Here is a 12,646-nt window from a genome sequence, read left to right as displayed (position 1 = left end):
GGAATGATCATACGGAGATTAATCCTCAGTATCGTAATAATAAATTTCCTTACGGTCTTGTCTGCTTCGCTCAGGGCGGAAGATGGGTTTGTTAATAGTTTTCTTTGCGAGGGAAACCTCACTTTCCCGGAACACCGGATAATTAAAGACGCGCGATTTGAAATAATGGCTAGCGGCGATGGTTACCGAATGAACGCAATGTGGCTAAGGAGAGCCTTCAGTGGCCTTGGGGTTGCTAGGCAAAATGGAAACGGCCGGGTTGCTATTTCTTTTGCACTGTTAGGTCATGCAGGGCTTTCAACTGTGGTTGGAATAATAGAGCAAACCAAGGGTCCACAGGGTCGCACGATTGTTGATTCGCTTACAGTTGCGTTCACTGAGGTGATAAAAAAAGAAAAATACGAAGTGGCTGTTGGACATTTGATGTGCGAAGTCTCTGTGTTAGAGTAGGAAGATTGATTTTATTGAGCAGAGATAGATTTGCCGCATAATCAAACACGTTGATGTATCGAATGGAGATACAGTTGTGATCCGAGGGTTTTCTGCTGCTATAAAATTAAGGTCGTCCTTTTTAGCACTTGTAGTAGTCTCTTTTTCTCCCACGTGGTCGGGTAAACTTTCCGCGCAGGAATTTATTAAACAAAAACTACGCCCGGGATCGTCTCACAGCCTTTTACTACTTCAGCCAAATACCAAGCCAAAACATGCGGTAATATTATTTGCTGGTGGGCACGGAATGGTTAAATTTGAAAAAGATGGCAGCATCAGCAGGATGCGAGGCAATTTTTTAGTCCGGTCGCGGAAATTATTTGTGAAAAACGGACTTTTAGTTGGAATTTACAGCATGCCCGCAGATTCCGATGACTGGGACTTTAGGCTTTCGAACACGCACGCGGAAGATGTAGGAAAGTTGATACGGGAAATTAAATTAAAATATCAGGTTGACGTGTGGTTGATCGGTCATAGCCGCGGGTCGATTTCGGTTGCGAATGCCGGATTAAAGTTAGAGGGACCTTCAAAACCTACAGGGCTAATTTTTGCAGCCAGTGTTGTGGGTACCGGGAACCGCGGTCAACCGAAGGTCACCGATTTAAAAGTCGAAGACATCAATATACCGTCATTGGTAATTCATCATCGAGACGATAATTGCTATGTCACGCTACATGGGGACGCAAAATATTTCTTCAAAAAACTCAAAAATTCTCCACGGAAAGAATTTGTCACGATGGAGGGCGGCGAAGCAGGATGGGAAGAGCATGCATGCAAATCAAAATCACATCATGGCTTTTTGGATATTGAAAAGGAAACAGTCAATAGGATCTCTGATTGGATCAAATCTGCTCGATAAATCGCCCAATATTTGCGGATCAATCTCCGGTAAGATGCTGCATTGCATGTTAAAAAGTGATCCTCACAAGAAAGTAGCCGTTAAGCAGCGAATATTGCCAATGCTTTTTCGTCAAACTGCAACCCTAAACCTGGTTCTTCAGTTAATTGTAAATATCCATCCTTAATTTTGGGCGTTTCTTCATAGAGATCCAACATCCACGGCATATATTCGACCGTAAGCCCATTGGGGCATGCTGCAACTACATGCCCTAATATTTCTGGCATTACATGGCTAACAATAGGCAAATTAGCTACATCAGCCATTGCGGCAACTTTCATCCACTGACTTACGCCGCCAACACGGATAATATCAACCATGACTATGTCAACAGAATGTTTTTGGATCATGAGGTGAAAAGGTACAGTACCGTAAAGATATTCGCCGCCAGCAATAGGCGTCTTCAGTGCCGCTGTGACTCGCGCTAACCCATCATAATCATCCGCGCGTGTTACGTCTTCAAGCCAGAAGAGGCCCACTTCCTCAGCTTGGCTGCCAATATCGATTGCTTGTTCCGGTCGCCATAGTTGATTGATGTCGCACATTAATTTTATTTCCGGGCCGATTACATCGCGAATTACCTGAATTCGACGGATTTCATCTTTTGGAGAGGGCACCCCCGGAAGTGCCATCTGAGTTTTCATTGCTCTAAAGCCCTTTGAAATGAGTGTTGCAGCGGCCTCCTGCGCTTGATCGTCGGTAAGACCGCGTCGGAGAGATCCTGATGCGTATGTTGGAACTTGTTTACGATACCCACCCAACAACTTCCATAATGGCATGTTGACCGATTTGCCCTTTATATCCCAAAGAGCTATATCAATAGCCGAGTGCGCGAGGGTGAAAATACCCGATGATCCGAAGGGGTCGCCTGTTGACGAGCGAAATTTTTTTGCAATGTGTTCAATCATTGCCGGGTCTTCACCAATTGTCATTTCAGCAAGCTCTTCAACCGCTTTTTTGAGAGTTGCGGTCAATCTGCCGCCATAGAAAGTTATGCCTATGCCTTCTATTCCATCATCAGTCCTAAGTTTTAATGCAACAACGGGCCTAGTGCGTCCTCGCTCTTCGGGCATGTTAGCCAGCGGGTCATCTTCAGGCACATTTAGAACGGTTACTTCATAGTTTACAATTTTCATTCTTGTGTTCCCTAATTTCCTTACATATACGCAGTGTGATGCTAAAGTGTAATCCTTGCAATCGTGCTGGAAGCAAAGTTGATACCTTGTGTAAACAGTTAGTGCTCTATTTATGATAATTTCTTCTAATAACGTAGTTGCTTGTGCCGGAGGTTCAGCAACGCGTCTCGAACCGAGACCAGAACAGTCGCCTGACTTTGGAGAATTACTATTGCGGCTGCGAGTTGTTGGTTTGTGCGGAACGGATCTTTATAAGCTTTCAGCTGGAAATGAGCAGCCTGGTTCTGTTCTCGGACATGAAGTTGTTGGTGATGTCCTGTCGTTAGGCAAAGGTGTTCAGCATTTTGCTGTCGGTGACCGTATTGTTGTTCCTCATCACGTGTCTTGCGGTAATTGCTCCTTTTGCAAAAAGGGTAATGAGACAATGTGTGAAGTGTTTCGTGAAAATCTTATTGCTCCAGGCGGGTTTGCTGACACGATGGTGATAGGCGAGCCTGCAGTTACATCTGCTGCCTATATTCTTAGTGATGAGATATCGGACAGGGCCGCAGTCTTCTTAGAACCCGCTGCCTGCGTTTTAAGAAGTATACGCCGTTCAGGGATTAGCAGCGGCGATCTTGTTGTGGTTCAGGGTGCTGGGCCCATGGGATTATTACACTTGTTGGTATTAAGAGCTGAGATGCCAGAGACCAGAGTAATAATTATTGACCCTGTATCTGAAAGGCGGGTTTTTGCTAAAAAAATGGGTGCGCATGAGGTTTTAAGTCCGGAAAAGGCTAATATTTTTGCTCAGAACATTAATGCCGATGCTGTTTTCGATACAGTCGGCGGTTCGTTGGTGATGGGTTCATCTATAGAATTAACACGCCATGGCGGGACGGTGGTGCTTTTTGCTCATGCATCAAATGGGGAACACGCAAAAATTGATCTTAATAACGTTTTTAAGTTCGAGCGCCGCATTGTCGGTACATATTCTGGTGCTCTTGCTGAGCAATCTGAAATTTTTAACTTAATCAAGTGTGGTCGACTTGACCCATCTTTATTAGTTACGCATACAATGCCATTAGATGATTTTGAAAAGGGAGTGTCCCTTGTGCGCAATCGTAGAGCGTTAAAAGTTTTGTTTACACCATCAAAGGCATCATTAGGCTTTCTATGACTTTACCGAAAAATATGACTGCTGCAATGCTCATAGGGCCGGAACAAATCGAAATAAGGGAGGTTCCAGTTGTTCCGCCAAGTACGGGGGAATTATTGATTTCTGTTGAAGCAGCAACCACTTGCGGGACCGATGTAAAGGTATTTCGCCAAGGGGGACACGCGCGAATGCTTCATGCCCCTACATTATTTGGGCATGAGGTGTCAGGACGAGTTCAAGCTGTTGGGAAAGGCGTACAAAAATTTTTGGAAGGGGATGCCGTAGTAGTTGCAAATTCTTCACCCTGCCTTAACTGCGATTACTGCAATATGCATCGTGAAAATTTATGTCGTGATCTTCAGTATCTCAACGGAGCCTATGCAGAGTATTTGCTTATTCCTGAGCGCTTCGTGGCACGAAGCACCCATAAAATTCCTAATGAACTAAATTTCTCTCGAGCTGCGCTAACCGAACCTCTTGCATGCGTACTTCATGGTATCGATGCATGTAACTTAGAAAATTATGAGGTAGGAACTGAGATTGCAGTATATGGGGGTGGCCCTATCGGACTTCTCTTTGTCGGGGTATTAGCTGATTTAGGCTTTAGTGTAATTCTAGCTGACCCTAATCGGTCTCGGCTTGATGTTGGGAAGGCAATGGGCGCTAAGAAAGTTATTCAGATAAAGCGCGACGGTGGTCAAGCTGGAGTGCTAAAATCACTGTGCCAAAATAAGGAAGGAACCTGGATAGCTATTGATGCAACAGGTCAGCCTGCCGTTTGGGAGGACGCCGTGTCTACAGTGAGGCCAGGAGGAATAGTTAATTTATTTGGCGGTTGCAAGCCTGAAACAAAGGTGTCTTTGGACGCTCATCTCTTGCATTATAGTGAAATTACTGTGAAAGGTGTTTATCACCACCGGCCAGACACTGTGCGTAGGGCGCTGGACCTATTAGCTCAATCAAGATTTCCTGTCGATTTGTTATTAAGTGCAAAAATGCCGATCGAGCATGCAGAAAAAGCACTGAGAATGATGATGGCCAAAGAGGCATTGAAAGTTGTAATTAGCGCAGAATCATGAACAAGCCAGCGTCTCTGATACGGCTAGCCTATAAAATTCGTGCTCATAATCCTACTTAATTGTAATGGAGCGCTTATGGAGTTCCCATTTCTTTTTTTAAATCATTGAGGTGTAGCTTAGCGTAGGGGTGTTTTGCTGCGTCAGCCTTTTTATACCACTGTGCTGCAGTGCTCGTATTTTTTTGAACACCAAGACCATAGCGATAATGATATGCAAGGTTCATCATGGCCTCGGTATGTCCTAATTCAGCGGCTTCTTGAAACCATCTAATTCCTTCGGCGGCGTCTTTGGCAACGCTTTTCCCGTTTGCATATAAGAACCCTATAAAATTACGGCAATCTGCCTCTTTGCCACTGCCGGGATATTGCCTCAAAAACATCCGATAGGCAGCAACAGTATCTTCTTTGCGGGCGTTTTCGAAGGCGCTTTTAATTTGTAGCATTTTTTGTCGTTTTGCTTCGGCTTTTGCTAAACGACTTTTACGTTCGGCCTCTGCTTCTGTGATTGACTTAATGGCTGTCTTGGCATTATCGGAATTAGGGCCTCCGGGAAAGTCTTTTAGGTACTTTTCATAAGAGGCACGGGTATTAGCTTTGCTTGCTATAGCCCACGCAGCTCTCTCAGCGGCCGCTTTTTCTTCGCTTGTTTTTTCGATTTGCAAACGTGCGAGTGCAGACTTTGCCGGCTCTATATGAGTGCCCTTTGGATACAAGCGAATGTAGGTTTTAAATGCAAATATAGTGTTGACCTCTTTAGACAATTCGAATGTTGCATTATCTGCTGCAAGTTCTGCTTTCTTCTTCTCAAGTTGAACCCGCTCTATTGCTCGAATGGCATCCTCTCGATACCGACCTTCCGGATAAGCGCTGATATATGATGTAAAATCACTGATTTGGTTTGAATTAAGTGCTCTCAGCCAAATTCCTTCCTCAGTCTTCCATGCTTGATAGTACTGATAACCAAACCCCGTTCCGGCAACGACCCCGATCGAAAGCACTCCAAAAAGGATCACCATTGCCAGAACACCCAACCTCGACTTCTGCGAATGTCGTAGTGGTGCCCCAGCTGCTGTCAAAGACAAGTCAAGCGAATCTTTGTCGGGAATAATTTTTAATTCTATTTCTGTTTCACCAATCTTTACAACTGTCTGAGGGGCAATTTGCGTTGGGCAAAAGGGTTTAAGTTGTCGTCCATTAACAACTATGGCAGATTCACTATTCAAATCTTCGATTAAAAACTCAGCTCCACTCACTGTTAGACGTGCATGACGACGCGAAATTTTGGGGGCATTTGCAACATAATCGCAAAGCTCCTTATCAGAGCCAATAACAACACCATTATTTTCAAGAGCACTGGTTTTGATTTCGAAAAAAAAATGATCACTCATGGTGCTCTCTCTTGGCGTAATAGTGAAAGAAACGTCATGGCAGGGCAACTCCGGTAAATTTACCTCTATTAGCCATAGCTAATTGGCTTAAAAAGGTGACAAAAGTGGGGCGCTCATAAAAATTACCTATGGCTACGGTGTGAATTTCTTTTCGCCCACCATTACGTCGGGTAATATTTTGAATGACCTGTCGCCAATTACGATTTGGCACCGTTGGTTGTCCATCGGTCATTAGAATAATCGCATCAACATTATATTGCAGTGCTGCCATTAATCCATCCATTGTTGGAGTACCGCCATCAACTCGCCCCATCATATTACGGACAAAATTCATAGCAATTCCCTTATTTTGGTTTAACATTGGCGCTGTCCCTTGGTTCGGCCAACGCGGCAACTGAATGGTATAAAATGCTTTAGTGCCCGGCGCATGAAAACCAATGATTCCAAGCTTTTCCTTTTCGCTCATGGGCTCGAGTATCTTCTGCATTGTTTGAAGTGTGATATTTCTAAATTTTTTCATACTGCCAGACATATCCATGACAACTACGAAACTTTGGGCGTTGGTAGCTAGACCAAGAAGTGCAAACTTTACTCGACGTTTGGCTTCCTTTCGAGCTTCATTTAGATCAGCCTTTACTTTGTTCGCTGAGGATTGGGCAGCTGCAATTTTTTTCTCCGCTTTCCTTGCTCGGTCTTCTGCAGCACGCAGCCTTTCACTTAGATTATCACTCGTTTGTATTTTTTCTTGAAGTTGGTCAATTTGTTTTTGTGCCTCTTCGAGTTTTGTCTTGCTTACTGATGTCGAGACGGTTTGTTCTAATTCGACAATTTTTTCGCGCATTTTGTTGTTGTCTCGCACAACATCGTCATGCTTTAGATAATATGGAAGCAAGACAATTGTCACCAAAATGAATGCTCCAAGGGCAGATGCAAACAAGTCTAGTGCGGACATACTGAAAATGACGACTTCGCGGCTTCGGCGTTTCATCAGAATTTCCTGTTGCCAATTATGGATTACCGTTCGTATAGACGATTTATAAGGTTATCGAGACAATATTGACCAGAGAGGTTTAAAGCCCGTTCCTCACGGCCTTGTACAATATGCATCAGGAATACGAGTATTCCTGACATTGCTAATGCAAGTAATGTGGTAAAAAAAGCGGTACCAAGTTTGGTCGTTAAAACTCGTAATAGCGTTGCATCATCTGGCCGCATATTAGCAATTCCCTCTAGCGCGATGGCAATGCCAATAACAGTACCTAAAAAGCCCAATGTTGGAATGAGCCATACTATATACCTCAACATATTATAACGGAGATCGACCTCGTGGTGGTATAGCTCAATGCTAGAATTTAATAATGCATTCGATTGGTCAACCGAGCGACTTGATTGAAACTGAAGTATCACTCTTGCAATGAGACGTGTAAGGAAGCAGTCTTGGGTAGCCTCATCGCGGATGGAGAGCTGATAGTAGTGGCCTAAATCTTCTGATCTAAGCACTGTTTCCCGGTCCTCTGGTAGGAACTGCCGTCGCAGGACACTCATTTCTCGATTGCTGACAGTATGCCGCACCCAAAGCTCCGAAAAGCCTATTGCAAAAACAACCCACATGACATTTTGAACCGTAAAAGGGTAGGTCGCGAAATTTCGGTCAATTAGCAGACGTTCTGCAATCCCTTCGAGCAAAAAATGAAATACCAATAGCAATGCAATCGAGAAAAAAACGCCTATTAATGCCCCGATGATACGGGTTTCGCTATCTCTCTCAAGATCTAGCTTTCGCATTATTTCTCCTTCGCTGAAATAATTTCTCCGGTATGAATAGAGCGCCTCACTTGACCGGTGGGAAGGTTATTTTTTGGGTCGTAGTGATTTTTGTTGCTAGGCGATAAAGAAGTAAGAATAGAATTTTCGTATTCCTCGAATTTAGCACATATCCCATTGGGCGCAATCATGGCTAACACTGATTGACCTTTGGTTTTGTATTTACCAAACCGAATTTCGGTATTTTTACCTACGTAAGTTTGCTTGAAGTTGACCCACTTTTGCTTTTCTTTTTTGAAACTGCCCGCCTCGCTCGCTCTATCTGTCAAGAATAGTTTTCCACTAGATGACACAACAAGCTCAGCATGAATGTCAGAAACACTAGAATGATTTAAATGAACATCGCAGTTCATTGCGGAGCCAATAGTAAAGGTAAGGTATGGGGACATATCCGGTAATCCAAAGATAAAGTTGTTGATACGTATTTATAGCATCATTTTCTAATAGCATAATCACTACTCACAACTACATGGCGCTTTTAATGATGCTTTTATTGGTCATCTAGCGCTTTTACCTCTACTTTATGTATTATGTGGAGAAAATGACTTCATTGGGGGGGGCTATGATCAGAGTTGCTGACTATGTTATCGTCGGAGCAGGGTCTGCTGGCTGCGTTGTTGCCAGCCGCTTGACAGAAACCAAAGCCACTGTTGCACTGTTAGAAGCAGGACCAAAAGACAACCATCCGATGATTCATATTCCAGCCGGGCTACGTTCCTTGCAACATCATCCGGTATTAAACTGGAATTATGAAACAGAGCCAGAGGAAATGACGGGAGGTCGGAAAGTCTATTGGCCTCGCGGTAAGGTTTTGGGTGGATCAAGTTCGATAAATGGAATGTTGTATGTCAGAGGCAACTCAAATGATTACGACACTTGGGCTCAGGCGGGCTGCACCGGCTGGAGTTTTGAGGATGTTCTACCATTTTTCAAAAAATCTGAGGATTTTAGGGGGAATGGAGAAAATGAATTTCGTTCTAAAGGCGGTTTGCTTGCAGTTGAACCCTACAAAAATATACTTCCACTAACACATAAATTTGTAGAAGCATCGCAACAAGCGGGACATATTTTCAACGAAGACTACAATGGAAGGCGGCAAGCGGGAGTGACATATTCCCAAAATACTCGCGATAACCGCTTCAGAGCTTCCACATCACAAAGTTTTTTAAAGGCAGCCAAGAACAGAAAAAATTTACAAATTATTACAGAAGCTTATGTGAAAAAATTAATCTTTGATGAGAAGAAATGTGTGGGTGTCTCATACCAAGTTGGCAATAAAGATATGGAGATACGGGCAAATAAAGAGGTAATTTGTTGTGGTGGATCGATCAACTCCCCTCACATTCTTCAGCTTTCCGGTATTGGACCAGCACGGCACCTGCGTAGCCTTGGTATTGAAGTGCTGCATGACTGTGCCGGGGTTGGCGAGAACCTCAGCGATCATTTTGTTGTACGCCTAGTGCATAAAGTAAAGGAAGCTTTGACCTTAAATCAAATCGCAGATTCTATTCGTGTGCTTCCAGAGGTATTAAAATACATAATTCGCGGGGATGGTGCATTAACATTTGGTGTTACTAGCGCGATGGTTTTTTGCGATAGTCGTGAAGGGTTAGCTAGTCCTGATCTGCAGTTGCTATTCGCTCCTGCCAGTTCTTCAATAAAAATTGTAGGAAAGTTAGATAAATCGCCCGGAATGACACTTTCTATATGTCCCGTTCGTCCACAAAGCAGAGGTACCGTTATGGCGGGATCTCCCGACCCATTCAAGAAAGCCGTTATACGCCCAAATTATCTCGGTGTTGATGACGATATCCAAGTGATGTTATCGGGCATCAAACAAGGGCAGAAAATTTTTGAACAAGATGCGCTCCGCCAACACTCCCTTGGTGAGGATATACCTGGTAAACCTGTACAAACAGTTGAAGATTGCGTCGAGTTTGCCAAGGCGAGGGGTGTCACAATTTATCATCCGGTGGGCACTTGCAAGATGGGTAACGATACGATGTCGGTTGTGGATCCGTGCTTAAAAGTGCGGGGCGTTGAGGGTTTAAGAGTGGTAGACGCATCTATAATGCCAAGCGTCACATCGGGTAATACAAACGCTCCCGCTATTATGATTGGTGAAAAAGGGGCGGCTATGATTTTGGCGGATGCTAAAAAGTAGCAAACTACTCTCATAACGGTGTCGGAAGTTAAACTTTGTTCACATCACGGCGCGGCCACCTTCTTGGCAAAGTATGAATAAACCGCATGCCCTTAAAAAGAAACTTCCCCTGTTTTCGAACACTCAGGAGTGTTAAGGCCGCCCTTGTCGCTGATGTGGCTATAGTCACCAATTAAAAATTTTCTCTTAAAACTGAACTACGACCCCGCCATTTATTTGCAGCATCTGGCCATTCATAAACGCTCCATCTTCGGAGCATAGGTAGGCTATTAGACCACCTATTTCAGTTGTTCGCCCAAGGCGGCGTAACGGATTTTCATCTCGTAACTTTTTACGACGTTCATCCGTTTCGACATCGAAATCATCTCCAGGAAAAGTCCCTGGCGATATTATATTTGCTGTTATGCCGTATTTGCCAAATTCGTCGGACAACGATTTTATCAACCCCCAATTTGCATGCTTAGATGATGCAACTGCAGCCGCACCCTGATAACCCTGCTGAGCCATCATGCCAGTGAAATTAATTATGCGGCCCCATTTTCTTTCCATCATGCCAGGTAAGCAGGCTTTAATCATCCAGAGTGGCCCCTTAAGATTTATATTATGGACTTCATCCCACTCGGCATCGGTGACGTCTAGAAACGCGGTATGAGGCCGTATTGCAGCATTGTTTACGAGAACATCTATAGAGCCAAACTTATCTATGCCTGCCTTTATTATTTGGCTCGTATCCTCTTTTATGCCCACATTACCCATAGCAATAAGTGTATCGACACCAAATGCAGCCAATTCCTTTGCCACCGCCTCACAAGCACCTTTATTCTTGGACCCGTTCAAAATGATATTAAAACCCGCTTCGGCTAACCGAAGTGCAATTCCCCGTCCTATCATTTGTCCAGAACCTGTAATTAAAGCGGTCCGTCTTTCGTTTTCCATCACTAACCTCTCAACCAAAAAATACTCCCAGCTTACAACCTTAGCTTGACTCAGGCCAGAGGCGTTTGGCAGTGAGAGAGGAATAAAGTGTGCTAGAAAGGGGGCAAGGACAGGTGATGTCAAAGGCTTTTAGAGATTGCAATGTGTCGAATTGAGTCACAAGGCCATGCCTTACTGGGCCGGATGTGCAGAGTAGTTTTCTTGCTCGCACTGCGCCATTTGCAATGCTAAAGGCGGGTAGGAAGTTTTGGGTTAGCCAAGTGTTATACATTTCATCTTGTTCTGCGTTTCCGATTAAAATTTCACATGCGTGACCTGGCCGTTTTGTGATCGCGGTACCTTCGCAACTCCATTCGTGACAAAAAATTAAGCTCAATGGTTTATTTCGTAATGCGATCATTTGGCGTGTTAAATCGTCTTGCTGAAGTTTTAATTGAGTGGGATTAGGATCGAAAAAAACTCTACTATTGGTGCCGCCAAAAAATGCAGCATAACGCGTTCCGTTTTTGTAATGACCTGCCCACTTATAGCCTGGTCGGGCAAGTTTTTCCGGGATATGCGTTTTGTGGAACCATGAAAGATATTTTGTTTCGTTTTCTGGCATTACGTCGTATAGCAACATCCAAATAGCGTCACTCATGTGTATCCCCGGTCCATGTGCAAAAATTTTCTATGTTGTTATGAATATTTTTTGAACGCTTATACAAAACGATCCGTCTAGCCTGGTATGACAGATTCGCCGGCAGTTATTGATTTATGCATAAGGCGTCTTTCGTGTGCGGGGAATGGTTTTCGATGGTGCATTGTGCACCGATTGTCCCATACAAGCAAATCGCCGACTGCCCATTCGTGCTCCCAAATAAACTTTGGGTCACATGAGTGTGACCAGATTTTGTCCAACAATTCCTCGCTTTCTTTTACAGTATAATCAAATATGAAAGAGTTTAAGCGTCTACCGAGAAACAGGCATTTCTTTCTAGTAACCGGGTGTAGGCGGACCAATGGATGCCTAACGCCCGGAGCTTTGGAAACATCTGTTATTTCCCCATAGGCCTGGCGTGGAGTGCCATCCGAACTGTGGCTTTTCGAATGGTTTGAATATGAGCCGTCCACAACCTTGCGCAGTTCCTCCGGCAGTGTTTCGTAGGCCATATACATATTGAGAAAAGACGTTTGTCCGCCTTGATCGCTCACCTCTACTGCGTGGAGTAAGCTCGCAGAAATGGGTTCCTCAGTGAAGGAGCTATCAGTATGCCAAAAAGCTTCACCGTTTCCCAATGACCCCTTTGGATGTCCGTTAGCATCGGTAATATTTGAGATAATCGTAATATCGTCCGGTACTTCATCGCTGTAATACGTTTTGCGACCCAGGCCCAGAAGCTGGTTCGCTGTTTTCCCTGCGGGCCCAAAAACGTGCCGCAATCTAAGCAGATCGTCAAACTGTAATGTTTGGTTTCGGAAAACTAGGACCATATGCTCGATCCACCCAGAAAATATTACCTCTTGGTCTTCCAAAGATATATCTTCCGACAGATCAATGCCGCTTACCATAGCTCCCAACGCTTTTCCGGTAGGCTCAATTTTAATTGCCATGA

Annotated in this window: 13 protein-coding genes; 5 read left to right on the top strand and 8 right to left on the bottom strand. The window is 44.2% G+C overall.

Going from position 1 to position 12,646, the window contains the following annotated elements:
• Positions 1–3: 3 nt before the first annotated feature.
• Together VX941_12660 and VX941_12655 are read left to right on the top strand one after the other, a co-directional pair.
• Positions 4–450: a hypothetical protein gene (locus VX941_12660; GenBank protein MEE2934257.1), complete on the top strand. Its 447-nt coding sequence runs from the start codon at positions 4–6 to the stop codon at positions 448–450.
• Positions 451–526: 76 nt separating this feature from the next.
• On the top strand, positions 527–1,348 hold the full coding sequence (locus VX941_12655) for a hypothetical protein (GenBank protein MEE2934256.1): 822 nt from the start codon (positions 527–529) through the stop codon (positions 1,346–1,348).
• A gap of 80 nt (positions 1,349–1,428) precedes the next feature.
• On the opposite strand, the gene VX941_12650 is transcribed toward VX941_12655, so the two are convergent.
• A complete protein-coding gene (locus VX941_12650; GenBank protein ID MEE2934255.1) occupies positions 1,429–2,523 on the bottom strand; it encodes a mandelate racemase/muconate lactonizing enzyme family protein in 1,095 nt (364 codons plus the stop codon).
• A gap of 112 nt (positions 2,524–2,635) precedes the next feature.
• Here VX941_12650 and VX941_12645 point away from each other — a divergent pair, with 112 nt between their 5' ends.
• Together VX941_12645 and VX941_12640 are read left to right on the top strand one after the other, a co-directional pair.
• Positions 2,636–3,682 carry an alcohol dehydrogenase catalytic domain-containing protein gene (locus VX941_12645; protein ID MEE2934254.1) on the top strand — a complete coding sequence of 349 codons (1,047 nt, stop codon included), beginning with the start codon at positions 2,636–2,638 and terminating at the stop codon, positions 3,680–3,682.
• Entirely contained in the window at positions 3,679–4,740 is a 1,062-nt protein-coding gene (locus tag VX941_12640; GenBank protein ID MEE2934253.1) for an alcohol dehydrogenase catalytic domain-containing protein, read from the top strand. Before VX941_12645 ends, VX941_12640 begins: the two co-directional genes overlap by 4 nt.
• Positions 4,741–4,813: 73 nt before the next feature.
• On the opposite strand, the gene VX941_12635 is transcribed toward VX941_12640, so the two are convergent.
• Genes VX941_12635 through VX941_12620 form a run of 4 tightly spaced genes read right to left on the bottom strand, consistent with a single transcriptional unit; the run spans position 4,814 to position 8,340 of the window.
• The gene (locus VX941_12635; GenBank protein MEE2934252.1) at positions 4,814–6,127 is read right to left on the bottom strand and encodes an FHA domain-containing protein; all 1,314 of its coding nucleotides are present in this window, start codon (positions 6,125–6,127) and stop codon (positions 4,814–4,816) included.
• Positions 6,128–6,161: 34 nt separating this feature from the next.
• On the bottom strand, positions 6,162–7,115 hold the full coding sequence (locus VX941_12630) for a hypothetical protein (GenBank protein MEE2934251.1): 954 nt from the start codon (positions 7,113–7,115) through the stop codon (positions 6,162–6,164).
• Between the two features lie 26 nt (positions 7,116–7,141).
• Entirely contained in the window at positions 7,142–7,912 is a 771-nt protein-coding gene (locus VX941_12625; protein ID MEE2934250.1) for a MotA/TolQ/ExbB proton channel family protein, read from the bottom strand.
• The gene (locus VX941_12620; GenBank protein ID MEE2934249.1) at positions 7,912–8,340 is read right to left on the bottom strand and encodes an FHA domain-containing protein; all 429 of its coding nucleotides are present in this window, start codon (positions 8,338–8,340) and stop codon (positions 7,912–7,914) included. The genes VX941_12625 and VX941_12620 overlap by 1 nt, the downstream gene beginning before the upstream one ends.
• A 173-nt stretch (positions 8,341–8,513) precedes the next feature.
• On the opposite strand from VX941_12620, the gene VX941_12615 reads away from it, so the two are divergent.
• Positions 8,514–10,115: a GMC family oxidoreductase N-terminal domain-containing protein gene (locus VX941_12615; protein ID MEE2934248.1), complete on the top strand. Its 1,602-nt coding sequence runs from the start codon at positions 8,514–8,516 to the stop codon at positions 10,113–10,115.
• A 186-nt stretch (positions 10,116–10,301) separates the two neighbouring features.
• Here VX941_12615 and VX941_12610 read toward each other — a convergent pair whose 3' ends face one another.
• The 3 genes from VX941_12610 to VX941_12600 form a co-directional block, all read right to left on the bottom strand.
• Positions 10,302–11,051 (bottom strand): SDR family oxidoreductase, encoded by a 750-nt coding sequence (locus tag VX941_12610; GenBank protein ID MEE2934247.1) that lies wholly within the window; start codon positions 11,049–11,051, stop codon positions 10,302–10,304.
• A 40-nt stretch (positions 11,052–11,091) separates the two neighbouring features.
• Positions 11,092–11,691 carry a hypothetical protein gene (locus VX941_12605; protein ID MEE2934246.1) on the bottom strand — a complete coding sequence of 200 codons (600 nt, stop codon included), beginning with the start codon at positions 11,689–11,691 and terminating at the stop codon, positions 11,092–11,094.
• A gap of 77 nt (positions 11,692–11,768) precedes the next feature.
• A complete protein-coding gene (locus tag VX941_12600; protein ID MEE2934245.1) occupies positions 11,769–12,644 on the bottom strand; it encodes a TauD/TfdA family dioxygenase in 876 nt (291 codons plus the stop codon).
• Positions 12,645–12,646: the final 2 nt, after the last annotated feature.

It is taken from the genome of Pseudomonadota bacterium (genome assembly GCA_036339585.1).
GTDB lineage: Bacteria > Pseudomonadota > Alphaproteobacteria > UBA8366 > UBA8366 > UBA8366.
The sequence above is the reverse complement of the archived record's forward strand: the minus strand, read 5'-3'. Positions and strand labels throughout refer to the sequence as shown.